Source organism: Bacillus sp. TE8-1 (assembly GCF_008368855.1).
Classification (GTDB): domain Bacteria; phylum Bacillota; class Bacilli; order Bacillales; family Bacillaceae_G; genus Bacillus_A; species Bacillus_A cereus.
Genome location: NZ_QPET01000021.1, coordinates 271,776 through 298,220, shown reverse-complemented (window position 1 = coordinate 298,220; position 26,445 = coordinate 271,776). Strand labels below are relative to the sequence as shown.

Sequence of the window (26,445 nt, the reverse complement as noted above, 5' to 3'; positions counted from 1 at the left end):
CCCCTATTTTTCATTAAGTGAACTATCTCTTAGCCCTAAAGCTTTTAGCATTGTTTGGAACTTAGCTGATGTTTCTGCTAACTCATCTTCTGGTTTTGACTCAGCAACAACTCCAGCTCCTGCATATAAACGCAGTGTATTTTCTTGTACTTCAGCACAACGAATTGTAACAATCCATTCTCCATCTCCATTTAAATCGCTCCATCCTAGCATTCCTGTAAAGAACTCGCGGTCAAATGGCTCAATATGCTGTATAGCCTCTCTTGCTTTTTCCATCGGAGTTCCGCAAACTGCTGGCGTAGGATGAAGGGCAATTGCTAATTGTAAAGAAGAAGTATTTGGATCCTTCAGTTCACCTTTCAATTCTGTAGACAAATGCCACATCGCTTCACTATGAATAACTGATGGCTTTTCTGGAACATGTAATGTATGACAATACGGACGAAGTGCAGCGGCAACCGCTTCAACTACTACCGCATGTTCATGTAAATCTTTTGGAGAAGAAAGTAATTCCTCTGCTCTTCTTTTATCTTCTACTGGGTCCTCACTACGTGGCCTTGAACCAGCTAACGGATTAGAAATAACTTGCATACCATTACGTGAAACAAGTAATTCAGGACTTGCTCCAATTAGCGTCTTACTGTTCTCTTTTTCATCTTTCGGTAAATTCACAGCAAATGTATAACCATGCTTATTATGTTCTGCTAATTCTCGCAGAAGTTTTTGCTTATCAATCTTTTCGGAAGATTTAACATCTAACGATCTGGATAGAACGATTTTCTTTAAATCACCGTCCTGTATTTTTTTAATTCCTTGCTTCACACCATTCATATAAACTTCAGGGTCTGGCATTGGCGTCATTTCAAATGTTACGTTCTCATTTGTTTCAAGCTGATTTGTTGTATCCAATTGTAAACGCTCAGAAATCCTACTATATTCTGGTACGATAAGTTGGACTTCTTTTCTACGATCAAATGGCAAAGCACCCACAACGATAGGATTTGGATTTCCAGCTTGTTTCGCATTACTTAATGTCGCTTGCACAAGCTCTGGGAAATTTTCAATTTCACGATGCTTTACTGTAGTAAACTCTCCTTCTGCTAATATCGTTCGAGTTGGTGAAGCGAAAAAGAATGAAGATTCAGTCTTATAATCTTCTAAAAGTTTTTCTGACAATTCCTTTACAGCTATATGTTCATTCATAATATAATAACCTCCTGAATTTTTATTAAACTCCTAACGTAGCACCGCCATCGACACATAAATTGTGCATTGTAATATGACTTGCTCTATCTGAGGCTAAAAATAACACGGCTTCAGCAACTTCTGAAGGTTGTGCAATTTTTTGTAATGGAATTCCGAGTCTATATGTATTTTGAGAACCAGCAATTATATTTTTAGCTCCATTCTCATCAGCCCATAGTAATCTTTGCATCTCAGTTTCAGTAGAACCTGGAGAAACTAAGTTGCAGCGTATATTGTATGCCGCAAGCTCTAGTCCTAAACATTTCATAAACATCGTCGTTGCAGCCTTTGACGCAGCATACGCAGCCATCTCCATTCTTGGCGTATTTGCCGCATTTGAACCGACTGTAACAATTGCCCCCGATTTTCTTAACATCATATTTTTACTTACCGCTCGGGACATATTGAAAACCCCTGTAGTATTTACAGAGAATGTTTTATTCCAATCTTCATCACTTAACGAATGAATTGGTCCCATACGTAAAACCCCTGCAACGTTTATTAAAATATCTATTGGCGCTATTTCATTTGCAATATGATTTACCATGTCTTCAACAGCGGCGCTATGACTCACATCTAAACGAAACGTTTTCATACGTGTTTTATTTAATTCATTTTGATTTAAGAGTACATTTAATCCCTCTTCATTTTGATCAACCGCAATAACTGTGGCTCCTCTTTCTAAAAACATTTTGGCCACGACACTGCCTATGCCTTGTGCTGCACCTGTTACTAAAACTGTTTTCCCATCAAATTCCCCTAAGTTCATTTTCTCTATCCTTTCACATAAACATTAATTTCATTAAGTGACACAACTGATATTGATTTTCATTATCAGTTGTGTTGTAAAAAATAATACACTTACTAAACTAATTGGTCAAGTGCGCATTACTTTAAAATCCATTTTATTGATAATGTTTTTCATTTACTATCTTACACCGAAATGATAATGTTTCTCAATAAACTTGTCAATCTTTTTTTATTTTTCAGATAAAGTATTTTAATGCTTCTTAATAAAATCATATGTAAACACATTAAAAGTACTTATATTATAAATAAAATTCAAAGTCCTCTTTTTAAAATTGAAGAAGCTAAACTAGAGATACGTTCATTTACAATGCTTTATGAAAAACTCAAGTATATATTTTCTCAATATTTTTCTGAAAATATATCTTACAAATACTAATGAATGTCTTTTTTGTCATTTAAGATTTAATATATATTTCGAATACGATGTATCGATTTATTATATTTCAATATAATCCAAATCGGCATTTCACTCACTTTTACATCTATGAAAATCACAAAAGTAATTTAATCTTGTTAAAATAACTCATAAAAAAGCATCCTAATTAATAGAATAGGATGCTTTTTCGTAATCATATTGTTATAGAAGATTTATATACTTATGCTACGCTGCGATACTCTTCTTCTTTTTCTTTTTTCTGTTTAGGTGCTTGAATTAAAATTGCGATAATGAATGACACGACACATAATACACCGATCACCATGAACGTTGGTTTGAATCCACCTAGAAGTGCACCGATAAAGGAACCTGCAAGCGCCCCAAATCCAAATCCTTGATACACAATTCCGTAGTTCTTACTATGGTTTTTCATACCGAAGAAATCACCAACAATAGCTGGGAAAATAGTGATATTTCCACCAAAGCAAAACGCTACACTTGCTACACATACGAAGTAAATACCATAATTTAAATCTACAAAACTTAGAACTAAGACTGAACTCGCCATAACAACAAAAGTACCAGTAACGATTTTTAAACGCCCAATTTTATCCGATAATGGTCCTAAAATGATACGGCCTAATGTATTGAAGATTGCAACCATAGCCACCGCATTAGCTGCTGTTGCTGCGCTAAGTCCTACAAGTTGAACACCAATGTCTTTTACCATACCAATTAAGTATAAGCCACTCATACATGATGTAAATAACATGATAAATAATAAGTATACTTGTTTTGTGCCTAACATTTCTTTCGTTGTGTATTCCTTAGTTTTTGTTTCATGAACTGCTCCTTGATCTGCAGCTTGATGGATTAAACAAGCACCAATTACAATCATAGCTGTAACAATTAAACCCCAGTATATAAATGCTTGCGATACACCAACTGATTCAATCAACTGTGCGTTAACGTATTTAAAGATTAAGCTACCTGAACCATATGCAGAGACAGAAATACCAGCAATTAAACCTTTACGCTCTGGAAACCACTTTATTAAATTTGATAGTGAAGTGATATATGCTGTACCATCTGCATAACCTACAACAACTCCCGCTAGTACATAAAGTAATATTAATGAGGATGCTTGTGAACTAAGTATTAATCCTAGTCCTAATGCTAATCCAGCTATCATAATAAGTTTACGAAGTCCCCATTTTTCTTGCAATTTACTCGCAAATAAAGTTGAAAATGCTAAAGAAAGACTAGTAATTGAGAAAGTTATCGCAACAGCGTTAAGACTCCAACCGTATTTACTAACTAAAGGCTGATTGAATAAACTCCATGTATATATCGTCCCAAGCCCCATTTGTACTATAACTGTGCCAAGGACAACAAGCCATGGATTAACAGTTGATTTTTTCATACCTTTCCGCCTCCTCTTTCTATTTCAATGCTATTCGCTAAATTTACTTTTTTTATGTTCATTTTGGTCACCTCTTTTGATTTGACACCTTCATTGTATAAGATGTTTTCGCTTATGTAAGCACTTACAAGATAGAGCGTCAAAAACGTAGAATCAGTTACAAAAAACGAAGGATGAAATACAAAAACTACTTATTAAATACGTAACAGTTATTTAATAAGTAGTTTTTGTATAAGATCGATTTACATTTATTTTTGAACTCTTTTTTAAAAAGTGAAACAATAAAACCGTCTCTTTACTATTTATTAAAGAGACGGTTTTATTGGGTCAATTCATAAGCCTGACTTTCTTTATACGTTTATAATTGTTTCTTCAAATGTAACAATTGGCTCTACAAATTCCATCATAATGAAAGCATTTTTAATACGTCTTGTTAAAACTTCTTTTAATTCTGCACACATTTGTTCTGTAAGTGATTTTACAAATACAAAGTTGTGATAATAAATCACACTCTTCTCTTTACTTAATGGGTTTAAAAACATCCCCTCTTTTGTAACGAGAGCATTAGAATGTCCCGATAAAGTTGAAAGAAACGTCTCTAAAATTTTTATTTCTCTTTTTGAAAACGATTCTTCACAAACTACTTTAATATTCATTTCTGTTATCATTTATATATTCCCCCAACCATTTTTTCACAAGGGGATACTATAATACTATTAAATTTTCACAAGACTCCCCTTGTCGTTCATAAAATTCACCAGAAAACTAAGTTGACTAACTTGTTTTTTCCCTTTAGACATATAAATCTTTCCTTTCGTATATATTACTTCTACATTTGTAATTGATTCCCTTTTTATATTAAAGTTTTCCTATGTTTTTAATTGGAATTTTACCAATTAGAGATCTTATTAATAAACGTATATTTTTCTTATACTCCTGAAAAAAACTTTACTTATCTACTTTACGTTTTGTGCTACATAGTGTCTGTCTTTTAAATAATTTGTTTCTCTGCAGTATTTAGTTTCGCTAATGCTGAAAACAATTTACTTTGCTTATAATACAGTGAAACTTTAATCAGCCCTCGCCTAACTTCTTTGCTTCCACTGAATTTTGAGGCGGGGGTCTTACTGCCCAGCAAATAGCGGGATAAACTTAAATAAAATATAACTTTTAACACAGGAGTACTTTATACTCTTCAATTAGAGAACAAATTTTTTTCCAATAAATAAAACTAAATATTCACTAATATATCTATCCGTGGTTTAATATATATAATAAAAAAATATTTCTGTCTTTAATGAGGAGGTACTATGAAAGCAAACGTAGGGGATACTATACTTTTTCAACGAAATAATTTAAAGATTACAGGATCTGTATTAAAACTTTATACTGAATCGGTCTTAGTTGAAATTACAAATGTAAGCGGTGGTACTTTTGAATTTGATCGAACAATTGTAAATCATAAAAACTATAAAGTTTTAAATACAAATACATAAAACAACACAAAATAGCCCCTGCTCAACAGCAGGGGCTATTTTATATAAAAATATTTCACTAGTTTATATACCCTAAAACATTAACAATCTTACTCGCTTTTAAATTGTTAATATGATAATAAATTTCTAAACCTCTTCTCTCTGCTCGTAACACTTTACCCTTCATTTTTGATAGATGTTGTGAAACAGTAGATTGCGGAATATTCAGTAACTCTGTTAATTGTGTTACATTACAAGTTTTTCTCGTACTTAATTCATTTACAATTTGCAGTCGGATTGGATGCGCCATAATTTTTAAAATATCTACATCTTCTTCTGAAACTAAAGTTTTTCTCATTTCACTCGTATATGTTGTCATAAGACATTCCCCTTTTATATGAATTCCATATTCATAAGATCTATTTCCAAATTTTTTAAAACCCTTGATTAAAACTTTCATATAGAAATAAAAGGATTTTAAATTTTTGAAAACAGAACTTACATTTACTTTATTTATTTATTTGGTACATATACATAATACAATGTTAATATGTGCTCTATGTGAAGTTCACATAAATTTGTGATGAAGATTTACTTAGCCACTCGCATCCTACTCATCTAATTACCCACTGCATAAAATCATCAGTTATTTTAACACATTTTAGGCGTTTGTATATACTATTTATAAAACAACTTTTATAAAGGGAGGATTCATATGCCTACAGCGTTACAAGAAGAAGTCGAAGAAGCACGGGAAACATATGTCAGTCGTATCATCTTAGTGGGAGGATCGACTTTATTTTTAGTAGGCGGGGTTATCTCAGCAATTTCAGCTTTTAAAGCTTATAATCGTTTGGAGAATACGCCGCCTTCTACAGATAATTCATAGATATTTTATAAAATAAAACGTCGCCTCCAATATGAAGAGACGACGTTTTATTATTCATACATATGACACTAAAAGTATCGGTAGATTCCCTACTCCATTTTTTAAGCTTACTTCACCACAAACCGCGTCTGACTACACCCATCCTTCTGCTTCGTTACTTCTAATACAGCTGGCATTGCGTTTTTCAGCTCTTGTACGTGTGAAATGACACCGATAAATCGGCCTGATTTTTGTAAGTCAATTAAGGCGTCTACAGCTTTCGTTAATGATTCTTCATCTAATGAACCGAACCCTTCATCGATGAACATCGTTTCGATGGAAATACCACCTTCATATGCTTGAATGACATCTGCCATTCCTAGCGCTAGGCAAAGTGATGCATTAAATTTCTCTCCGCCGGATAGTGTTTTTACATCGCGTGTTTGGCCAGTATATGCATCGTACACATCTAAGCCTAATCCACTTTGACGATTTCTCTTTTCAACTCGTTCACTTCGTTTTAAATAAAATTGTCCGTTTGATAATTTACGTAATCGTTCGTTTGCAATTTGAACAATTTGTTCTAAATACTCAATTAAGATGTAACGTTCAAATGATATACGGCTCTCGTTATCACCTTTCATTACTTCATATAAGTCAACAAGTTCTTGGAAAGCTTTTTCTTCCTCATGAATTTGCTCATCAATACGTCTAATGTTTTCATGTAAATCCGAAATATATGTTACCGCATTTTGCGCACGTTGACGTTTTTCTTTAATGATATCGAGATTAATTTCTAGTTCTTTTATGTGTTCACCTAAAGATGTAATATCCATATACTCTTTATCTTTTAATTCTGAGTTTAACTCTTCGATTTGTTTTGCAAGCACTTCAAGCGATGAATAATAACCTTGAATTTCTTTTTGTAACATCTCCATCTCGGCATCGCTTAATTTGGCTTCTTTATACGTGAATTCATCTGTAAACCCACTTTGTTCTAGCTCTTTCATAAAGCGTGCGAAAGTCTCTTCTTTCTTTAATTTTGCACTTTCAAATTGATTAGAAGCACCTTTTTGTTCTGCTTGAATACGTATATTTTCATTTTGCCAATGCTGATACGCTTCCTGGACTTTCTTCCATTCGTCTTCCATTAACCTAAGTTCCTGCATAGCTTGGTCAAACTGTGCTTTCCAAGCTTGTACTGTTTGTAAGTTTTCTGGAATATTTCGTTTATCATGTTCATATGACGTACGAAGTTGCATACACTCCATTTCTGTACGGTGCTGCATTGTTTCCACTTCTCGTTTTTGTTTCTGAAGTTCTTCTATTTTTTCTTCTACGCTTTTCATGTTCGCAGCAATCTGCTTACGTGTTTCTTCACTTGCTTTTAACGTATTCACGTCTGCAGCTAATTGTTTTCCTTTTTGAACAAGTGCACTATATGTTTCAGCTAATTTTTCCGAATTGTAGCCGCGCTTCACAACTTCTTCTATCACTTGTTCATATTGTAGTCGATAGAAATTCCATTTCTCCTCTACTTGCACATGTAATTTTTCAGCAATGTTCTTCTTATCTCTTAAATTGTTTAACTCTTTTTCATCGATCGCATTACTTTGCTCTGTAGCTTTTTGCGGATGATTCGTACTACCACATACCGGACAAGATTCACCGTCATGTAAATGAAGAGCTAATATACCAGCTTGTTCACTTAACCAGCGGCGCTCCATGTTTTCATATGCACGAACTGCCACTTGCATTTTATTAGTTGCCGCTTCTTTTTCTTGCTCGAATTTTTGTTTTTCTTGCCAAACATCATATGCTTGCTTTAAAACTTTTGCATCTTCTCGCATATTCGTTAGTTCTTCTACTTTAGCTACATATTGCTCAAGTGCTTGTTCTAATTGCTGCAATTCATCAGACATTCTCTGTTTTTGGTTTGTATGCTCTTCTAGTTGTTGATCTAACTTTTGCATACTTTCTTTTAATTTCCCTATTTGAATTTCGGCATTTTGTAAATTCAGCTTTCTCTCAGCTAATGATTCAATGATTGCTTGTAACTCTTCTAATCTTTGAACAAGTTTTTTAGCCTCTTCTCGTTCAGCTTCTTTATTCTTTACTACTTCATACTTCTCCTTAGCAAGTTCAAAGCTGTTCATTATCTGTTCTTGTTTGACAATTATCTGTTTTAACAAACTTTCAACTTTCTGCTCATTTTCCATCGCTTCTTCATACCATTGTTCAAATGGTAATAAGCGCTTTGCTTGTTCCGCACGTTTAAAGGATTTTTCTTTCCTTTCAATTGCTGCACGGTTCTCTTGTAAAGTGTTATATTTCTCATTCTTTTGTTGTAAATCTATAAATTTCTCATTTATAGATTTTGCTGCATGAAAACGTGTGTCTGCATCCTTTAATTGCTTCGTTTGAACATCTTGTTCTACTTGTAATTGCTCAACCTCTGCTTTATACACGGTTGTTTCTTGTTCTAACGCTTCTACTACTTGATGCGTATTTACATGTTCTTGTGCCACTAATGTCTCTAATAATGCTCCATCACGGATTGGTAATTTAAAAACATTACGGAAATAGAGCTCTCTCTCTTTTTGTTTTTCTTGCAAGACATCTTTCCATTGTTTTCTCTTTTGATCAAGTAACTCACGCATTAATTTATAACGATCCGTTTTAAAAATACGACGTAAAATCTCTTCTTTGTTTTCCGTCTCAGATGTTAATAGTTTTCGGAATTCCCCTTGGGGTAACATAACAATTTGGCTAAATTGATGTTTACTTAACCCAATTAAATCTTCCACTTTTTTGTTTACGTCTGTTACATGAAAACGATCGACGGCTGGAACGTTTTCTCCATCAATAACTTCATATAATTCTACTGCATGTCCTGTAATGGTCTTATTCCCTTGTTTTTTATGTCCAAGTTGTCGTTTTATTTCATAGCGTTTCCCTTTTAACTGAAAGGTTAATTCAACACTTGTATAAACATTATCATCAGCAAATTGACTTCGAAGCATGCTCGTATCACTACGTTCTTCTCCACTAGCCTCACCATATAACACATAACAAATCGCATCAAAAATCGTTGTTTTTCCAGCTCCCGTATTCCCAGAAATAGCGAAAATACGATGTTCTCCAAGATCTTCAAAATCGATTACTTCTTTCTGTTTATATGGCCCGAATGCTGTCATAATAAGCTGAATCGGTCTCATCCTCGTTCACCTTCCCGTTCTTGCACTGTTTGTAATACATCTATAAATAGGCGTTCTTTCTCTTTTGATAAATCTAACCCTTTCATTTCTTTATAGAAAGCCTTTAAAAGAGATAAATCATCCGTTTTATGTCTTGAAACCGTTACTTCATTTGTATCTGTGAGTTCTCGCCTTTGCATCGCTCTTTCAACGTGCATTGCATTTGGATATACAGATCGTATTTTCTCCATTGGCTGTAAGACAGGGTTTTCGTCTAATAATTTTACAAATACGTAATCTTCACTTACTGGGTGCTGTAATAATTCATCTATTTTCGCTTCTACTGTTCGCATTTTACGACGTGGTGAAAGTAACCTTTTTTCAATTGCTACTTCACCCGTTTCATTCAGTTCTACAATGTAATAACCTTTTTTATGTTTCTCTTCAGAAATTGAATAGGCAAGTGGTGAACCTGAATATCTAATGGTCTCATTACGTACGAAATGCGCTTGATGTAAATGTCCAAGCGCTGTGTAATGAAACTTATCAAAATAATGACTATTTACATATTCAGCACCACCAATTGAAAGTGGTCGTTCTGCATCACTTGTATTCTCCTCCGCTTCTCCTGAAGAAGTTACAAATGCATGTCCAACAAATACATGTCTAGCTTCTTTATCCATCGTTTCAGAGAGCTCATTCATAAAAATGCGCATCGCATCATCATGAGAACGTACGTCTTCATTTTTCAGCACGTGCCTCACTATGCTTGGGTCTGCATACGGTATTAGATGGAAGTGAACCTCTCCATATTCATCATTTAGTACAACAGGTTCGTACGGGAATTGAAATTGACCTGCAATATGTAATCCTTGTTTTTTCATTAAACTACTTCCAAAATGGATACGATCCGGACTATCATGATTACCAGCTACTGCAATAACTGGTGTTTGTAAATCAATAACTATTTTTTGCAGCACATCATTTAATAAGTCTACTGCTTCTGTAGGTGGAATTGCTCGGTCATATAAATCCCCTGCAATAATTACAGCATCTGGTTTTTCTTCTTCAACAGCCTGTACAAACTGATCTAATACAATCTTTTGGTCTTCAGTCATATACACGCCATGAACAAGCTTTCCTAAATGCCAATCCGCTGTATGAAATAACTTCATATTTTTCTACTCCTTTTAATTTACTGATTTTAGTGAAACGAGTTGATAGTTTATTGTAGTTTTTCCGTTCTCCCACTCTAGCTTCAATATCGTTGCACTTCCAATTCTTTCTTCATTTGATTTATATAAAGGCAATATTTCTTGAACTGTAAATAAGTGATAACCATCCAATATTAATTGAAATATATTTTCTTCAATATGTAATCTTACTTCTTTTTCATTTGAAATAATTTTTGTGTGCATCTCAAATTTCATGATAGATACAACCCCTTTTTATAATCTCTACATTTTAATAGTATAGTGGCTATGCAAGATTGACAAGTACATACACAGCAAAGTACACACTTTTCTATTGTTATATGCTTTATGTATTTTATATAAAATACGGTATGTGAAATTTTACATTTTCCCCAAAATAAAAATGCCTATTGTGACATCTTTATTTTTGTATAAAGTCTTTCATTACATAATATAAAACGGTAATTAAGACGATTGCGACGAAAAATGAGAACACTGCGACAATGTAGCCATCTTTATTTAATAAAATACAGAATGAAATAGATATTATAAAAATCGGAAATACGAGACGTACTTTATCCTTCACTTCTTCTGTCGTATCTGTATGATGAAAATACTGCGTTATTCCTATCATTAAAAAAGACAAAATAATAACCGACAATAGTAAAGGTCCTGGCATTCCGATTTCTCCTTTCTCTATTTCTAATTCAGTGTAAAATTTTTTATTACAATTGTACGATTTATTTTTTCTTCAAACACACTTTTAGAATTGATAATGAACATTTCACACCTATATAATAGCGCTTTTATCATTATAACTTCAAATAATTACACTTACAGTAATGTTGTAATATTCCCCCTCAGTCTCTGAAATCCTGCAAAGATAACTCGTCAAAATATGCAGTGACCAAATTAATATTTACCGTCAACTTTTGACAAAATTTATAAAGGACATTTCAGTACATATCAAGAATTAAGAATAAGAAGATATGTAAGGGAGGATGCATTATGACTGAACAAGTTTTATTTTCTGTTAGTGAAAACGGCGTTGCAACAATTACTTTAAACCGTCCAAAAGCACTTAATTCTTTATCTTATGACATGTTACAACCTATCGGACAAAAACTTAAAGAGTGGGAACACGATGAGCGTATTGCACTTATCGTGTTAAAAGGAGCTGGCACAAAAGGTTTTTGTGCAGGCGGCGACATTAAAACTCTTTATGAAGCGCGTTCCAATGAAGTGGCATTGCAACATGCAGAACGTTTTTTTGAAGAAGAGTATGAAATTGATACATATATTTATCAATATACAAAACCGATTATTGCTTGTTTAGATGGAATTGTAATGGGCGGTGGTGTCGGTCTTACAAATGGTGCGAAGTATCGCATTGTAACTGAGCGTACGAAATGGGCAATGCCAGAGATGAATATCGGCTTCTTCCCAGACGTCGGAGCTGCATATTTCTTAAATAAAGCGCCTGGATATACAGGACGATTCGTTGCTTTAACAGCATCTATTTTAAAAGCTTCTGACGTATTATTTATTAATGCTGCTGATTACTTTATGACATCTGATTCATTACCAGAGTTTCTTACTGAACTTGAAAGTGTAAATTGGCATAAAGAAGATGATGTACATACTAATTTAAAAGAAGTTATTCGTACATTTGCAACTGCTCCAAACTTAGAAAGCGAGCTTGCTCCTTCATTAGAAGTAATCAATTCACATTTTGCTTTCGATACAATTGAAGAAATCATCCATTCATTGGAGAAAGATGAAAGTTCCTTTGCTCTAAAAACGAAAGAAACACTGTTATCAAAATCCCCTATTTCACTAAAAGTAACATTAAAACAGTTTATTGATGGAAAAGATAAATCCGTTGAAGAATGTTTCGCTACGGACCTTATACTTGCTAAAAATTTCATGAGACATGAAGATTTCTTCGAGGGAGTACGCTCCGTTGTCGTTGATAAAGATCAAAATCCGAATTATAAATATAAACAGTTAAGTGACGTTTCAGAAGAAGATGTGAATCGTTTCTTTAACTTACTTAATGCATAAAATGAAATTGTCATGAGGGGAGGTTTTGTTCATCCCCCACCTAACTTCTTTTCTTCAGCTAAATCTTGTGCGGTGAAAATCTTACTACCCGCAAATAGCGGTATAAAATCGAGGCTATATAGTAGTGTAATTAGAGCTACTATATAGTCTTTTCTATTTAATTATTTTTAATAAAATTTAATTTTATTAAATCCATTTTTGTGCTACACTGATTTTAATCAAATATTCTAAAAATAAAAAGGAGGGACGGCTATGATAGAAAATTATCTTCTTTTCATCATTATGTCTATTTGCCTCATCATTTTACCTGGTCCAGATACAGCAATGGCTACGAAAAATACATTGGTTGCTGGTAAAGTCGGTGGAGTGAAAACAGTGTTTGGTACATGTATTGCACTATTAATTCATACTTTAGCTGCTGTAATTGGTCTTTCTGCACTTATTGTAAAGTCAGCTCTTTTATTTTCTATTTTCAAGTACGTTGGGGCTCTCTATTTAATATATATCGGTATTAAAGCCCTTTTAGCAGTAAGAAACAAAGAAAACTTAGATACAAATGATCTATCTTTGAATAATGAAAACGAACATACTTCTTGCTTTTGCCAAGGATTTCTTACAAATTTATTAAATCCTAAAGTAGCAGTCTTCTTTTTAACTTTTTTACCACAATTTTTAAATCCAAATCATAATACATTTATCCAACTTCTTGTAATGGGCCTTACTTACCTCGTTTTAACAGTCATTTGGTTTGCATTTTATATATTTTTAATTGATAAAATTAGTGCTTTTATGAAAAAACCGAAGACGCAACGTTATATTCAAGGGCTAACAGGAGTCGTCCTAATTGGATTTGGTATTAAACTAGCTTTTGAAAAAAATAATTAACAAGACGAAAACCACCACTATTAATAGTGGTGGTTTTCATCTAATAACTGATTTGGTTGTTTACTCTATATTAAAACCAGCGCTCAGTTACAACTTTTTTACGTGTATAGAATTGAACGCCATCTGTACCATTTGTACCTAAATCACCAAAGAATGAAGCTTTATTTCCTGCAAATGCGAAGAATGCCATTGGTGCTGGAACGTTTACGTTTACACCAATCATACCAGCATCGATGTTATCACGGAATGTTTGTGCATGTTTACCATTTGACGTATAAATAACCGCACCATTTGCAAATTTAGATTGATTTGTTAGTTTAATACCTTCTTCTAAATCTTTAACACGTACAATACTTAATACTGGAGCAAAAATTTCATCTTGCCAAATTTTCATTTCTTGATTCACGCCATCAAAGATTGTCGCACCTACAAAGTAACCTTCTCCAACTTCTTCATTAATTTTACGGCCATCTACTAATAAAGTTGCCCCATCTGCTACACCGCTATTAATATAGCCTAAAACGCGCTCTTTATGAGATTCACGGATTAATGGTCCAACATAGTTATCTTCGTTAAAGCCATCGCCTACTTTTAATTTTTTCGTTTCTGCTACTAATACATCAATAAATTCATCAGCAATTTCATCCACTACTGCTACTACTGAGCATGCCATGCAGCGCTCTCCACTACTTGCAAATGCAGATCCAATTACACCTTGTACTGTTTTCTCAAGATTGCAATCTGGCATTACAATCGCATGGTTTTTCGCACCTGCTAACGCTTGTACACGTTTTCCGTGTTTCGTACCTGTTTCATATACGTAACGAGCTACCGGCTCAGAGCCAACGAACGAAACAGCCTGAATATCTTTATTTTCTAAAATGCTATTTACAACATCTTTTCCGCCTTGCACTAAATTTAATACGCCTTTTGGGAAACCTGCTTCATAGAATAATTCTACAAGTCGCTCCGCTAAAAGTGGCGTTCTTTCAGATGTTTTTAATACGAATGTATTACCGCAAGCAATTGCAAGTGGGAACATCCATAACGGAATCATCATCGGGAAGTTAAACGGTGTAATACCAGCAACAACTCCGATTGGGTAGCGCCAAATCGATCCATCAATTCCGCTAGCGATATTCGGAAGTGCTTGACCCATCATTAAATTTGGCGTAGATGTTGCAAGTTCTACCGCTTCAATACCACGCTGTACTTCACCTGTTGCATCCGTTAGCGTCTTACCATTTTCTAGCGTAATGATTTTTGCAAGCTCATCTTTGTTTTCTTGTAATAGCTGTAAATATTTATATAAATTTCTTGAACGATTTGGAACTGGTACTTTAGACCATGTTTCGAATGCTGCTTTTGCCGCTTCAACAGCTTTTTCAACATCTTCTTTTGGAGATAGTGGAACGTAAGCGATAATTTTTCCAGTCGCTGGATTTGGAACTGCTTCTACTTCCGTACCTGTCGATTCAACCCACTCACCGTTAATGTGATTTTTTACTCGTTTAATTTCAGTTGTAATCATTGTATTCTCTCCTTTGTATAATTTATTTTTGATTAGAAATTAATTGCTCGCTAACTTTCTTATATAAAGCAGCCATATCATTTTCACCATATCCAGCTTGACTCGCTTCGTCATATACGTTTAATAACATTTCGCTTACCGGTAAATGGAGTTCGCTTTCCTTAGCTAAGTCAACTGCAAATCCTAAATCTTTCTTCAATAAGTTCACAGTAAATCCTGGCTCGTAGTTTTCAGGTGCTATAAAACTTTTATAATTACGTTCATAAATTCTACTTTGACCGTAACTTACATTTAAAATATCAAACATTTTATCTAAATCCATATTGTTCTTTTTCGCTAATGTTAAAGCTTCACTCACACCAGCTGTATAAAAACCAATTAATAAGTTATTAATTAACTTAACAGTTGTACCACTATCAATCTGCTCACTAACGTGGAAAATGTTCGCGCCTAGTACGCCCATGATAGATTCCGTTTTCTCATATACGTCTTTTGATCCACCAACCATAAACGTTAATGTACGGTTTTCGGCTCCGATTACACCACCGCTCACAGGTGCTGCTAAAAAGTCTACTTTCTTTTCCTTTGCAGCTTCCTCTAACTGTTTATTTAACTGCGGCGATACCGTACTTGTATCAATGAAAACTACATTCGAGTGACCATTTTCAAATAATCCTTCTGCTCCAAAATATACCGCTTCAACAGCGCGAGGTGAAGGTAAACTTGTAAAAACTACATCACATGTTTCTGCTAGTTTTGAGATTGATAGACCGATAATTCCGCCTTCTTTTTCAAAGGACGCTTCCGCCTCTTTATTTAAGTCCACGCCATATACTGTGTAACCTGATTTAACTAGATTTTTTGACATTGGAAGGCCCATGTTACCTAAACCGATAAAACCAATCTTTTTCATATCGCTTTCCTCCTATTTACACAATATATTTCCCGCGATTTATAATGGTTTTCGCAATTTCTCTCTTCTTCGTAAATACGTTCGTGTATAAAGGCACTAATAATTGACGGATTTCAGCTAAAATCACATGTCTATCTTGTTCTTCTGTGACAGCTGCTGAAAGTACAGAAATCGTCGCTTCTTCTACTTTACGGTATCCTTCTTCACAAATAACATCCGTTATTAATTGCTTCGTACGTTCTTTTTCCTCACCATTTTTACGTACCGCTTTTCTCGTACGTAAAAACGCTGATTCCATGACGTACACGTCCGTCAACATATTTGAAATTACACGTGAATATTCTTGTTCTTGGTCAATTTTTAGGCCTGGAGTTTTAGAGAGCGTTTTCAAAGATTGTTTCAACAATTTTTTCGCTAATAAAATGTAACGATGGTTTCTTTCTACATTTGCTACATCACTTTCTACTTCAGTATCTTCTAATTGTTCGATTTGCTTCATTAGCATTTTAGCAACTGTTAATCTATTAATTTCGTTCGTTCCTTCAAAAATACGACTAATTCTAGCATCACGATATAATCGTTCTACCTCATACTCTTGCATATAACCGTAACCACCATGAATTTGTACAGCTTCATCTACGATATAAGCAAGTGTTTCAGAAGCATTTACTTTATTCAGTGCACATTCAATTGCAAATTGGGACATTTTCTTCATAAGATCTTCATCGCTCTCATGAATTGCTTCATCGATTACACCTGCCGTACGATAAGCTGCACTTTCGGCTCCATATGTAGCAATGATCATATTTGCAATTTTCTCTTGAATCATCGTAAAGTCTACTAATTCCGTTTGGAACTGTTTTCGCTCTTTTCCATATTGAACCGACAAACCAATTGCTTGTTTTGCTGTTCCAATATTTCCAAAAGCAAGTTTAAGTCTAGCAAAGTTAAGAATATTAAGGGCTACGTGATGCCCTTTCCCAACTTCCCCTAAAACATTTTCAGCAGGGATGACAACATCTTCTAAAATAAGAGTCGCTGTTGAAGAACCTTTAATCCCCATTTTCTTTTCTTCTAATCCAATAGATACACCTTCACATGTTCTTTCGACAATAAACGCTGTCATTCCTTTATTTGTCTTCGCAAAAACAACGTATACATCTGCCATATGAGCATTTGTAATCCATTGTTTCTCACCATTTAACTTCCAAGCTGTTCCCTCTTCATTCAATACGGCGCTTGTTTTTGCACTTAATGCATCCGAACCAGCATTTGGCTCTGTTAAAGCATAAGCCCCAATCCATTCTCCCGATGCGATTTTCGGTAAATATTTTTCTTTTTGCTCTTTCGTTCCATAATATATGTAAGGCAATGTACCGACACCAGCGTGTATATTAAAAGAAACGCTAAACGCACCAGCGTAACCCATTTTCTCTGCTACAAGACCTGAGACAGCCTTTCCTAACTCGAACCCGCCATAATCTTCTGGTACCTCAATGCCTAATAATCCAAGTTCCCCAGCTTTCTCAAATAATTGACGAGAAACTTTATAGTTATGTTGTTCAATATTCTCCATTTGTGGAACAATTTCTTGTTTAACGAATTGTTCTGTCGTTTTTGCGATTAAATCTTCATCACCTGAAAAATCTTCTGGTGTAAAGTAAGTATGATTTATATCTTTATTAAGTGAAAAAAATTCATCCCATGGTAACTTCGTTTTCTCCATATGTATCCCCCTATCATTCGGCTTTCATAGCTTTTTGCTTATGCTCGTCTACGATGAGTGGAATATCTTTTTTGAAAATAGAAGGCGATGATTTTTCACATCAAGCATTTTATTTTGCCAAAGATGTATTTTCATCGCCTTCGCTGCTTTATCTATTGATCTTCTGATAATACTGTTTTTGCAATACCAGTATCTAACTCTTCAAAGTCATGATATGAAATTGTTTCGTATAATTCACTTCTCGTTTGCATATTAGAAAGTGCATCTTTTTGAGAACCTGTTTCTTTAATTAAAGCAAACACATTTTCATACGCTTTCGCTGCAACGCGAAGTGAAGTTACAGGATAAATAACCATTTGGAAACCCATATTCGCAAATTCCTCTGCACTATAATATGGAGTTTTTCCGAATTCAGTCATATTCGCAAGCAAAGGTGCATTTACCTTACTATTAAATAGACGGAATTCTTCCTCTGATTGAAGCGCTTCAGGGAAAATTGCGTCTGCACCTGCTTTTACATATGCATTTGCTCTTTCAATTGCTTCATCTAATCCTTCAACGCCACGAGCATCAGTACGTGCTACAATGTATAAGCTCGGTGCAACTTCTTTAATCGCTTTAATTTTTTGAACCAATTCTTCTGTAGTAACAAGTTTCTTACCATTTAAATGTCCACATTTTTTTGGTAATTGCTGATCTTCAATTTGGACAGCTGCTACTTTCGCTTCCACCATTTCTACAGCTGTTCTCGCCACATTTAGTACACCACCAAATCCTGTATCAATGTCAACAAGAACAGGTAAGTCTGTAGCTCTTACTAAATCTCTTGCTCTCTCAGCCACTTCAGTAGACGTCACGATACCTAAATCTGGTAAACCTTTACTTGCAGTATAAGCAGCTCCTGATAAATAAAGAGCTGAAAAACCTGTATTTTTCGCAACAAGAGCTGCCATTGCATCATGAGCACCTGGAATTTGCAAAATTTCATTTGCTTCTACTAAAGCTCGGAATCGATTCGCAAGCTCCTCTTGTGTTGACTGCTTTTTCACAACCCAAGCCATTCTAAATTCCCCCCTATTATTAAATTAAGAATAGATCTACAAATTCGTTTACATTCATATTTTCTAGTTTTTCTTCATTTAAACAAACTTCATGAATTTGTTCTTGTTGTTTACTAGAATAATGACCTGCCATATTTGCAGTGAATTTTTGAACAACTTTTGGAATTGCTTCGTCTCTACGGAAGCGGTGACCAAGCGGATATTCACATTCCACATTTTCTGTTACTGTGCCATCTTTAAAGTGAACTTGAACAGCGTTGGCGATTGAGCGCTTGTTCGGGTCAAGGTAATCTAAACTGTACTGTTTGTTTTCAACAACAACCATCTTATTACGTAATTCATCTACACGTGGATCGTTTGCTACTGCATCTTCATAATCGTCTGCAACGATATCTCCTTTTAATAAACCAATTGCCGTAATGTATTGTAAGCAATGATCACGATCAGCTGGGTTATTTAATGGACCTTCTTTATCAATAATACGAATTGCTGATTCATGAGTTGTAATTGTAATACGGTCAATTTCATCTAATCTCTCTTTAATTTCCGGATGCAACTTCACTGCACATTCTGCAGCCGTTTGTGCATGGAATTCTGCTGGATATGACACTTTAAATAATACATTTTCCATTACATATGACTCTAGTGGTCTTGCTAATTTTAATTCTTGTTTATTGAATAATACATCTTGGAATCCCCATCCTGGCGCAGATAATGCTGTTGGATAACCCATTTCACCTTTTAGAGCAGTCATTGCAAGATGAACACCGCGGCTCGTTGCGTCACCTGCAGCCCATGATTTACGTGAGCCCGTATTTGGAGCATGACGATATGTACGAAGACTAGAATTATCAATCCACGCATGTGATAATGCATTAAAGATTTCTTCACGTGTTCCGCCAAGCATTTTCGCAACTACTGCAGTTGTTGCTACTTTTACATATAATACATGGTCAAGACCAACTCTGTTTAAGCTGTTTTCTAAAGCAAGCACGCCTTGAATTTCATGTGCTTTAATCATCATTTCTAATACTTCACGTACTTTTAAAGCTTCTTTTCCTTCTGAAATACGAACACGGCTAATATAATCTGCAACTGCTAAAATTCCGCCTAGGTTATCAGATGGATGTCCCCACTCTGCTGCAAGCCAAGTATCGTTATAGTCTAACCAACGGATCATACATCCGATATTAAATGCACCTTTTACTGGATCTAGTACATAAGACGTACCTGGTACACGTGTACCATTTGGCACGATTGTTCCTGGCACAACTGGTCCTAGTAATTTCGTACATTCTGGATATTGCAGTGCTAAAATTCCACATCCAAGTGTATCAAGTAATACGTAACGAGCTGTACTGAATGCTTCTGCACTAGTAACCTCTTTATTTAATACATAATCGGTAATCTCTTCTAATAATGCATCTTTTTGCTTAATTTCATTTGTTTTAATCATGCTATTCTTCCCTTTCTGTCGAAAATTCGTTATTATTAATGATGGGTGTCGGTCAAACACCCATCTGGCGGGCGGCGCTAACAACTCCCCAGTTGTTCTTATTTACTAAGTACATGTCGCTCGCCAATATAATTTACACGAGGACGGAACAAACGATTATTTGCATGTTGCTCAATAACGTGCGCACATAATCCCACTGTTCTAGAGCTAAAGAAGATTGGTGTGTAAAGTTGAATTGGAATACCTAGCATCCAATATACTGGAGCTGCATAATAATCAAGATTTGGATAAATTCCTTTTTCTTTTTCCATAATCTTTTCTCCAGCTTCACACATTTCATATAGTGTATAATCACCTTTTACATCACATAACTGTTTTAAAGCTTCCTTCATCATAAGTGCTCTTGGATCCATCTTCTTCATATAAACACGGTGTCCAAAGCCCATAATTTTTTCTTTGTTATATAGTTTCTTCTGTAATAACTCTTCAAATTTCTCAACATTACCAGCTTCTAAAAGCATGTACATAACCGCTTCATTTGCACCACCATGTAAACTTCCTTTTAAAGATGCAACTGCACCTGTTAAAGCACCGTATAAATCTGATTGTGTTGATGCAATAACGCGAGCTGTAAATGTAGAGTTTGGCATTTCATGCTCACTATATAAAACAAGGGAACGATCAAAGATCTTTTCCTCAAGTTCAGTTGGTTTTTTACCAGTTAACATATAGAAGAAATTCGCACTATAAGATAATTCTTTAAGAGGTTCAATTGGCTCCTCATTATTTAAAATATGATAGCTATTCGCTACAATGTTTGGCACTTTACTTAACAGCTTGTACCCTCGGCTTTTATTCACTTCTAACGAGCGGTTTTCGATATCATTATCGTAACCAGCTAACGCTGACACACCTGTACGTAATCCATCCATGGGATGCGTCTCTTTAGGCAATGCCTTTAGTACGTTGAATACACCTTCTGGTACTGCATATTCTTCTTTTAATTTCTTTTCAAGTGTTACTTTTTCATCTTCATTCGGTAGGTGTTCCTCCAATAAAAGGTGCACAATGTCTAAATACTCTTTTGTTTTTGAGAGTTCGATTAAGTCATACCCTTGAATTACAATTTCACCTTTTACTGTGTCAAGAAACGAGATTTTCGTCTCCGCTGCCACTATACCATCTAATCCCGGGGAAAATTTCTCTTCAGCTTTCATCATTATTTCCTCCAATCCTAATAGATCTTCGTGCACATAACTGTAAGCCTTTACAATATTGTGAAACTACATTTCCATTTCAATGTATCAGAGTTTTTAGAAGATTTCAATTTATTTTATAATGATAAGTTTCCTACACTTTTCTTACTGTAACAATACAATTTTTTGAAAATAATTCTTATATTTTATAAAGAAAGGATAGACTTCTTTGCGTATTTTCAAAAACAAGATATAAAGATTTTTCATATAACACCGCCAAATATACAATTATTCTAATTTTATTTGAGAAATAGAAAAAACGAGCTGTACATAAATACAGCTCGTTACTATATGATATTTATTTCACTATCTCTTAAATATAATTTTTATATAAAATTTATTCATTTTTAATAAAGTTATTATTTTACATAATTAAATTGAATTTCTTCCATTTCCTCATGATAACTTACAAATAAATCATAGTTTTGAAAATACCAAAGATCATCAGAATCTACAAAAAATATAATACCTTCCTTCTCAACTGACACTATTTCGCCATCGGGTTTCTCAGCAACAACCCCTAAAGAATATCCGGGCTGAATTGAACTATCCCCTCCGTACCTTACAGTAAAACGTACAGATTCACCGTGCTTTATACGTAATTCTTCCTGGAACCATTGCAGAGCTTTACGATCAATTGAAATTCTCATATTTATTCCTCCAGTTTACGCAAACTCTTTTTTTCCTAATCGTTGTTTTACAAAGAAGACGAAAATAATTAAGGCTATCAATGCTGAAATTGCACTCCCTGAAAATAAAATACGATAACCAAACATTTGTGAAACAACTCCAAGTAAAATAGCACCTAACCCGATTCCTAAATCAAACGCTGTAAAAAATGAAGCATTTGCAACTCCTCTTTTACTCGGATCGACAATTGTAAGCATTGCCGCTTGCAAAGCTGGCTGCGCTGAACCAAATCCAATACCGTATAATGTTGCTGCGATAATTACACCTATCAAACCATTTGAGATAGTTAAAACAACTATAGCTAAAATAGTAATACATAATGCTGGAAGTATGATGAATACTTCTCCATACTTATCTAATAGTTTCCCTGAAATTGGTCTTACAATTGTTAATGCAATTGCATATACAAGAAAGAAAGTTCCCGGGTTTACATGAATTGATGATGCAAATAACGGTAAAAAGGTTGTTATTCCTCCATATGCAAACGATAAAAAGAATACTACAATCGTGATTGTTAATACGGATTTCTCAAATAGATGAATTTTCCCTTTTTCTTTTTGTGGCGTAAATGGGATCTTCGTTATTAATGATAATACAACTGCCATAAAAGATAACAACGTCGCTAATAAAAATAGACCATCAAATGAATAATTTTGCACAACCCATAATCCAATCATAGGTCCAATCGCCATTGCAATTGTCATCGACATCCCATACCAACCCATACCTTCACCGCGGCGTGAATCTGGAATAATATCCGTTATTGCTGTTCCAACAGCTGTTGTAGAAACAGCCCATGTTACTCCGTGAATAACACGTAAAACAGCTAAAAGGACAATAGTCGATGCTATATTATAGGAGTACATCGTTAAGCCAAAAAAGATGAGTCCGAAAATAATAAAGGATCTTCTACCATATTGATCTAACATTCCTCCAATAATCGGTCGTATTACAACAGCAGCTATTGTAAACATCCCCATCATAAGTCCAACTTGCGATTCATTGCCACCTATCTCTTTAATAAAGAGCGGGAGCGTTGGAACAAGTAAATAAAATCCTGTAAATAAAAATAACATTGCGAAAGTCATTTGAATAAATGATTTCGTCCATAATCGTTCCATAAAAATACCTCCATACACTCGTAAAATATTACGATTAACACCCTCATTGTATATTTTTTTTATCTCTTTTCCCTCCGCAAATAGACGTATCTTTTCATATTAAATAGTCCACCATCAGCTTACATTAGTCTTAAGACTTTGTACGCATATTTTAAACGAAAGTCCTATATATGTACCTTTATACGTGTGAAAAGAATATGCTAATTTATTATCACAACTTAGGAGTGATTATTTTATGTGGGTATTATCATCAAGAGTAACTGTCGCGGTTCCTTCGATACCCGAAATACATGCCCCCGCCGTTCATACAGCAAGTTCCGATGTCGGCATTGAACTTCCAGCAATTTGGCAACAATACCAATCACCAGGTCAAGCTACCCCTTCATTTTGGCATCATGGTGCCCATCCAAGTAGCACTACCTTTTATCATCCTAGCCACGCTCCACTACCTCAGGCTCAAGTCTTTTATCATTTCCCATCAATTTATTTTCAAAATTTTTATGGTACGTTTAACATTTAAAACACATCATTTCATAGCTACTACATTTAAACGAAAAAAGCACTTAAGATTGTAATTTTCACAAATCTTAAGTGCTTTTTAATATTTTTTATAAATTTTTCTTATTGCCCATTATTAGCAGGGGTCTCTCCTGCATTACCGCCAGTCTCTGGTTGTGTGGTCGCTGGTGGAGTTGTATTTCCTTGACCTCCTCCATTATTTGCCGGAGGTGTCGTATTTCCTTGACCTCCTCCGTTATTTGCTGGAGGTGTCGTATTTCCTTGACCTCCTCCATTATTTGCTGGAGGTGTCGTATTTCCTTGACCTCCTCCATTATTTGCTGGAGGTGTCGTATTTCCTTGACCTCCTCCGTTATTTGCTGGAGGTGTCGTTCCTTGGCCATTTCCATTATTTTGTTCTTCTTGTTTCTTTTGCTCTTCTAGTTTCTTTTGTTCTTCTTGCTTCTTAAGTTCCTCTTGTTTCTTTTGTTCTTCTTGTTTTTTCAGTTCTTCTTGTTTCTTTAATTCTTCTTGCTTTTTCTCTTCTTCAGTTTTTTGCTGTTGATCTTGTTTTGGTTGCTCCGTTGTATCCGGTACGCTAGTATTTGGCGATGAATCACGTTTTTCACCTTTTATACGTAGCTCACTACCTTCTTGAATAACACTACTTGGCATTTTAAAGCGTGATTTATCTGTAGCCATTTCGCTCATCATTTCTTTAAAGATCAACTGTGCAATTTTCGTATTTTTACTACTAATATACTCGTCTTTACCATCTTTCATATACCCAGTCCATACTGCCATCGTATATTGCGGTGTATATCCAGCGAACCAACTATCACGAGTTGCACTTTCTGGAATTTTATATTGAGCTAATTGCTTTGATGAATAGTTTGTCGTACCCGTTTTACCAGCTACATCTAAGGAGCCTACATTTGCCGATGTACCAGTACCAGATGTAACTACAGAACGAAGCATATCAGTAATCATGTATGCGGTAGAATCTGTCATAACTTGTTTTGGTTTTTGTCCAAAACTTTGTGACTTACCGTCTGGATAAACGACTTTCTTAACAAAATGCGGTTTCGTATATTTACCTTCATTACCAAATGCCGCATAAGCACCCGCTATTTCAGTTGGCGATACTTCATTTGTACCAATCGCTGTCGATTCTGTCGGTGCTGTATTAAATGTAATACCTAGTTTCTCAGAGAATTCTTTTGATTTACTAATCCCTACTTCTTTTGCAGTTTTAATTGCAGGAATATTACGCGACATTTTTAATGCTTCACGCATTGTAATTGGACCCATATGACTTCTATCTGCATTTCGTACTTCTTGTCCCGTTGAATACTTAAATGGAGAGTCATCAATTTGATGGTACGTAGCCCATTTTAAATATTCAATTGCAGGAGCGTAGTCGAAAATCGGCTTCATCGTTGAACCAGCTGCACGATCTAATTCAATTGCCATATTATGCCCTTTAAATACAGCTTTATTTTCTCCACGGCCACTACCTATAGCACGAACTTCTCCTGTTTTCGTATCCATAAATGTGAATGCACCTTGGAATTTATCGTTCGGATAATCAATGATATTATTATTTAAAATATTATCAGCAAGTTTCTGTGCTTTCGGATCTAACGTTGTATAAATTTCTAAACCGTCAGAACCGATATTAGCATCTGGTAATTCTTTTTCTACTTCTTTCACAACTGCATCCATAAATGCAGGGTATGGCATTGTTTGTAGTTGAGTTGCAGGCTTGAGTCCCTTTTCTACGTCAACTTTTATTGCTTCTTCCATTTCCTGTTTTGTTATATATCCATGTCGGTTCATTAAACTTAGAACAACATTTCTTCTTTCTGTTGCTTTTTGAACATTTTCTTTTTTCGTTGGATCATAGTTATTCGGTGCTTTCGGTAAACCTGCAAGCATCGCAACTTCTGGTAATGTTAAGTCCTTCAATTCTTTACCATAGTAGTTTTGTGCTGCTGTTGCGATCCCATATGAACGGTTTCCTAAGTTAATTTTATTTAAGTACATCTCTAATATTTCATGTTTTGAATACTGTTGTTCTAGCTTATAAGCTAAATATATTTCTTGCGCCTTACGCTTTGGTGTTTTGTCCATTGATAAGAAGTAGTTTTTAATAACTTGCTGTGTTATCGTACTTCCACCTTGAGAACCATAATCCCCTTTAAGACTTACTAGAACAGCACGGGCAGTACCTTTAAAATCTACTCCGCTATGCTCATAAAAACGTGAATCTTCTGTCGCTAAAAATGCATTTTCTACTAATTTAGGTATTTGCTCATACGTAACATTCGTCCTTTTTTCTTTTCCATATTCATATACCAAATCCCCGTTTTTATCATAAATTTTTGAGGATAACGGATTAACAAGTTTTGCTTTCTCAAGTTTTGGTGCATCCTTAATCATTACGAAAAAGGTAGCAACCCCCGCCACTAAACCAACAATACCAAGTAATAAACAAGTAATTAAAAACTTGCGAAAGAATGATGTTTTACCTTTTGGCTTTTGTGTTTTAGAAGCTGGTTGTTTTTTCTTTTTAACTTGTCGTCGTTCCTCTCGAGAACGATAATTTTCTGACATGTTACTTTCTCCTGCCTTTCAATTCTCCCGTTGATTTACTT

At 34.8% G+C, this 26,445-nt stretch carries 23 protein-coding genes; 5 read left to right on the top strand and 18 right to left on the bottom strand.

Annotated features, from left to right (window positions below; genetic code table 11):
- Positions 1–3 precede the first annotated feature (3 nt).
- The 4 genes from dhbC to DN404_RS20500 all read right to left on the bottom strand — a co-directional run bounded on the left by dhbC (position 4) and on the right by DN404_RS20500 (position 4,522).
- Positions 4–1,203, bottom strand: coding sequence for an isochorismate synthase DhbC (gene dhbC / locus DN404_RS20515; RefSeq protein ID WP_086411506.1), 1,200 nt, complete (start codon positions 1,201–1,203; stop codon positions 4–6).
- Positions 1,204–1,228: 25 nt separating this feature from the next.
- A complete protein-coding gene (gene dhbA, locus DN404_RS20510; RefSeq protein WP_149215388.1) occupies positions 1,229–2,014 on the bottom strand; it encodes a 2,3-dihydro-2,3-dihydroxybenzoate dehydrogenase in 786 nt (261 codons plus the stop codon).
- A 637-nt stretch (positions 2,015–2,651) separates the two neighbouring features.
- Positions 2,652–3,854, bottom strand: a complete 1,203-nt coding sequence (locus DN404_RS20505) for an L-lactate MFS transporter (protein WP_006918566.1) — start codon at positions 3,852–3,854, stop codon at positions 2,652–2,654.
- A gap of 350 nt (positions 3,855–4,204) precedes the next feature.
- Complete coding sequence (locus DN404_RS20500) at positions 4,205–4,522, bottom strand: hypothetical protein (RefSeq protein WP_000627304.1); 318 nt, start codon at positions 4,520–4,522, stop codon at positions 4,205–4,207.
- 642 nt (positions 4,523–5,164) lie between these two features.
- On the opposite strand from DN404_RS20500, the gene DN404_RS20490 reads away from it, so the two are divergent.
- Positions 5,165–5,350, top strand: a complete 186-nt coding sequence (locus DN404_RS20490) for a YkvS family protein (RefSeq protein ID WP_000646793.1) — start codon at positions 5,165–5,167, stop codon at positions 5,348–5,350.
- A 58-nt stretch (positions 5,351–5,408) separates the two neighbouring features.
- Here DN404_RS20490 and DN404_RS20485 read toward each other — a convergent pair whose 3' ends face one another.
- Entirely contained in the window at positions 5,409–5,708 is a 300-nt protein-coding gene (locus DN404_RS20485) for an ArsR/SmtB family transcription factor (protein ID WP_000214801.1), read from the bottom strand.
- A 336-nt stretch (positions 5,709–6,044) separates the two neighbouring features.
- Between DN404_RS20485 and DN404_RS30615 the strand changes: the two genes are divergently transcribed.
- Positions 6,045–6,218 carry a hypothetical protein gene (locus DN404_RS30615; protein WP_001141668.1) on the top strand — a complete coding sequence of 58 codons (174 nt, stop codon included), beginning with the start codon at positions 6,045–6,047 and terminating at the stop codon, positions 6,216–6,218.
- A gap of 107 nt (positions 6,219–6,325) precedes the next feature.
- Here DN404_RS30615 and DN404_RS20480 read toward each other — a convergent pair whose 3' ends face one another.
- The 4 genes from DN404_RS20480 to DN404_RS20465 all read right to left on the bottom strand — a co-directional run bounded on the left by DN404_RS20480 (position 6,326) and on the right by DN404_RS20465 (position 11,266).
- Positions 6,326–9,415: an AAA family ATPase gene (locus DN404_RS20480; RefSeq protein ID WP_149215386.1), complete on the bottom strand. Its 3,090-nt coding sequence runs from the start codon at positions 9,413–9,415 to the stop codon at positions 6,326–6,328.
- Positions 9,412–10,569: an exonuclease SbcCD subunit D gene (locus DN404_RS20475; protein WP_048558415.1), complete on the bottom strand. Its 1,158-nt coding sequence runs from the start codon at positions 10,567–10,569 to the stop codon at positions 9,412–9,414. The genes DN404_RS20480 and DN404_RS20475 overlap by 4 nt, the downstream gene beginning before the upstream one ends.
- Before the next feature lie 15 nt (positions 10,570–10,584).
- On the bottom strand, positions 10,585–10,824 hold the full coding sequence (locus DN404_RS20470) for a DUF2584 family protein (protein WP_000667346.1): 240 nt from the start codon (positions 10,822–10,824) through the stop codon (positions 10,585–10,587).
- A gap of 184 nt (positions 10,825–11,008) precedes the next feature.
- Positions 11,009–11,266 (bottom strand): hypothetical protein, encoded by a 258-nt coding sequence (locus DN404_RS20465; protein ID WP_001119404.1) that lies wholly within the window; start codon positions 11,264–11,266, stop codon positions 11,009–11,011.
- Positions 11,267–11,595: 329 nt separating this feature from the next.
- On the opposite strand from DN404_RS20465, the gene DN404_RS20460 reads away from it, so the two are divergent.
- Positions 11,596–12,651 carry an enoyl-CoA hydratase/isomerase family protein gene (locus DN404_RS20460; protein WP_000139776.1) on the top strand — a complete coding sequence of 352 codons (1,056 nt, stop codon included), beginning with the start codon at positions 11,596–11,598 and terminating at the stop codon, positions 12,649–12,651.
- Positions 12,652–12,903: 252 nt separating this feature from the next.
- On the top strand, positions 12,904–13,536 hold the full coding sequence (locus DN404_RS20455) for a LysE family translocator (protein ID WP_149215385.1): 633 nt from the start codon (positions 12,904–12,906) through the stop codon (positions 13,534–13,536).
- Positions 13,537–13,606: 70 nt separating this feature from the next.
- On the opposite strand, the gene DN404_RS20450 is transcribed toward DN404_RS20455, so the two are convergent.
- The 8 genes from DN404_RS20450 to DN404_RS20415 form a co-directional block, all read right to left on the bottom strand.
- Positions 13,607–15,067 carry a CoA-acylating methylmalonate-semialdehyde dehydrogenase gene (locus DN404_RS20450; protein WP_000633344.1) on the bottom strand — a complete coding sequence of 487 codons (1,461 nt, stop codon included), beginning with the start codon at positions 15,065–15,067 and terminating at the stop codon, positions 13,607–13,609.
- A 22-nt stretch (positions 15,068–15,089) separates the two neighbouring features.
- Positions 15,090–15,980 (bottom strand): NAD(P)-dependent oxidoreductase, encoded by an 891-nt coding sequence (locus DN404_RS20445; RefSeq protein ID WP_000719409.1) that lies wholly within the window; start codon positions 15,978–15,980, stop codon positions 15,090–15,092.
- 16 nt (positions 15,981–15,996) lie between these two features.
- The gene (locus DN404_RS20440; RefSeq protein ID WP_006918546.1) at positions 15,997–17,706 is read right to left on the bottom strand and encodes an acyl-CoA dehydrogenase family protein; all 1,710 of its coding nucleotides are present in this window, start codon (positions 17,704–17,706) and stop codon (positions 15,997–15,999) included.
- A gap of 152 nt (positions 17,707–17,858) precedes the next feature.
- Positions 17,859–18,767 (bottom strand): methylisocitrate lyase, encoded by a 909-nt coding sequence (prpB, locus tag DN404_RS20435; protein ID WP_000312639.1) that lies wholly within the window; start codon positions 18,765–18,767, stop codon positions 17,859–17,861.
- 19 nt (positions 18,768–18,786) lie between these two features.
- On the bottom strand, positions 18,787–20,223 hold the full coding sequence (gene prpD, locus DN404_RS20430; protein ID WP_000598123.1) for a 2-methylcitrate dehydratase: 1,437 nt from the start codon (positions 20,221–20,223) through the stop codon (positions 18,787–18,789).
- A 98-nt stretch (positions 20,224–20,321) separates the two neighbouring features.
- A complete protein-coding gene (gene mmgD / locus DN404_RS20425; RefSeq protein ID WP_002041090.1) occupies positions 20,322–21,443 on the bottom strand; it encodes a citrate synthase in 1,122 nt (373 codons plus the stop codon).
- 395 nt (positions 21,444–21,838) lie between these two features.
- Positions 21,839–22,129, bottom strand: coding sequence for a HesB/YadR/YfhF family protein (locus DN404_RS20420; protein ID WP_001222842.1), 291 nt, complete (start codon positions 22,127–22,129; stop codon positions 21,839–21,841).
- A gap of 15 nt (positions 22,130–22,144) precedes the next feature.
- The gene (locus tag DN404_RS20415; RefSeq protein ID WP_149215384.1) at positions 22,145–23,290 is read right to left on the bottom strand and encodes an MFS transporter; all 1,146 of its coding nucleotides are present in this window, start codon (positions 23,288–23,290) and stop codon (positions 22,145–22,147) included.
- A 235-nt stretch (positions 23,291–23,525) separates the two neighbouring features.
- Here DN404_RS20415 and DN404_RS20410 point away from each other — a divergent pair, with 235 nt between their 5' ends.
- Entirely contained in the window at positions 23,526–23,810 is a 285-nt protein-coding gene (locus DN404_RS20410; RefSeq protein ID WP_000270101.1) for a hypothetical protein, read from the top strand.
- A gap of 101 nt (positions 23,811–23,911) precedes the next feature.
- On the opposite strand, the gene DN404_RS20405 is transcribed toward DN404_RS20410, so the two are convergent.
- Entirely contained in the window at positions 23,912–26,404 is a 2,493-nt protein-coding gene (locus DN404_RS20405) for a PBP1A family penicillin-binding protein (RefSeq protein WP_001293958.1), read from the bottom strand.
- Positions 26,405–26,445 lie beyond the last annotated feature (41 nt).

Bases quoted from the DNA above. Each gene is read 5' to 3' on its own strand.
- dhbC (WP_086411506.1), bottom strand. From the start codon at position 1,203: ATGAATGAACATATAGCTGTAAAGGAATTGTCAGAAAAACTTTTAGAA.
- dhbA (WP_149215388.1), bottom strand. From the start codon at position 2,014: ATGAACTTAGGGGAATTTGATGGGAAAACAGTTTTAGTAACAGGTGCA.
- DN404_RS20505 (WP_006918566.1), bottom strand. From the start codon at position 3,854: ATGAAAAAATCAACTGTTAATCCATGGCTTGTTGTCCTTGGCACAGTT.
- DN404_RS20500 (WP_000627304.1), bottom strand. From the start codon at position 4,522: ATGATAACAGAAATGAATATTAAAGTAGTTTGTGAAGAATCGTTTTCA.
- DN404_RS20490 (WP_000646793.1), top strand. From the start codon at position 5,165: ATGAAAGCAAACGTAGGGGATACTATACTTTTTCAACGAAATAATTTA.
- DN404_RS20485 (WP_000214801.1), bottom strand. From the start codon at position 5,708: ATGACAACATATACGAGTGAAATGAGAAAAACTTTAGTTTCAGAAGAA.
- DN404_RS30615 (WP_001141668.1), top strand. From the start codon at position 6,045: ATGCCTACAGCGTTACAAGAAGAAGTCGAAGAAGCACGGGAAACATAT.
- DN404_RS20480 (WP_149215386.1), bottom strand. From the start codon at position 9,415: ATGAGACCGATTCAGCTTATTATGACAGCATTCGGGCCATATAAACAG.
- DN404_RS20475 (WP_048558415.1), bottom strand. From the start codon at position 10,569: ATGAAGTTATTTCATACAGCGGATTGGCATTTAGGAAAGCTTGTTCAT.
- DN404_RS20470 (WP_000667346.1), bottom strand. From the start codon at position 10,824: ATGAAATTTGAGATGCACACAAAAATTATTTCAAATGAAAAAGAAGTA.
- DN404_RS20465 (WP_001119404.1), bottom strand. From the start codon at position 11,266: ATGCCAGGACCTTTACTATTGTCGGTTATTATTTTGTCTTTTTTAATG.
- DN404_RS20460 (WP_000139776.1), top strand. From the start codon at position 11,596: ATGACTGAACAAGTTTTATTTTCTGTTAGTGAAAACGGCGTTGCAACA.
- DN404_RS20455 (WP_149215385.1), top strand. From the start codon at position 12,904: ATGATAGAAAATTATCTTCTTTTCATCATTATGTCTATTTGCCTCATC.
- DN404_RS20450 (WP_000633344.1), bottom strand. From the start codon at position 15,067: ATGATTACAACTGAAATTAAACGAGTAAAAAATCACATTAACGGTGAG.
- DN404_RS20445 (WP_000719409.1), bottom strand. From the start codon at position 15,980: ATGAAAAAGATTGGTTTTATCGGTTTAGGTAACATGGGCCTTCCAATG.
- DN404_RS20440 (WP_006918546.1), bottom strand. From the start codon at position 17,706: ATGGAGAAAACGAAGTTACCATGGGATGAATTTTTTTCACTTAATAAA.
- prpB (WP_000312639.1), bottom strand. From the start codon at position 18,767: ATGGCTTGGGTTGTGAAAAAGCAGTCAACACAAGAGGAGCTTGCGAAT.
- prpD (WP_000598123.1), bottom strand. From the start codon at position 20,223: ATGATTAAAACAAATGAAATTAAGCAAAAAGATGCATTATTAGAAGAG.
- mmgD (WP_002041090.1), bottom strand. From the start codon at position 21,443: ATGATGAAAGCTGAAGAGAAATTTTCCCCGGGATTAGATGGTATAGTG.
- DN404_RS20420 (WP_001222842.1), bottom strand. From the start codon at position 22,129: ATGAGAATTTCAATTGATCGTAAAGCTCTGCAATGGTTCCAGGAAGAA.
- DN404_RS20415 (WP_149215384.1), bottom strand. From the start codon at position 23,290: ATGGAACGATTATGGACGAAATCATTTATTCAAATGACTTTCGCAATG.
- DN404_RS20410 (WP_000270101.1), top strand. From the start codon at position 23,526: ATGTGGGTATTATCATCAAGAGTAACTGTCGCGGTTCCTTCGATACCC.
- DN404_RS20405 (WP_001293958.1), bottom strand. From the start codon at position 26,404: ATGTCAGAAAATTATCGTTCTCGAGAGGAACGACGACAAGTTAAAAAG.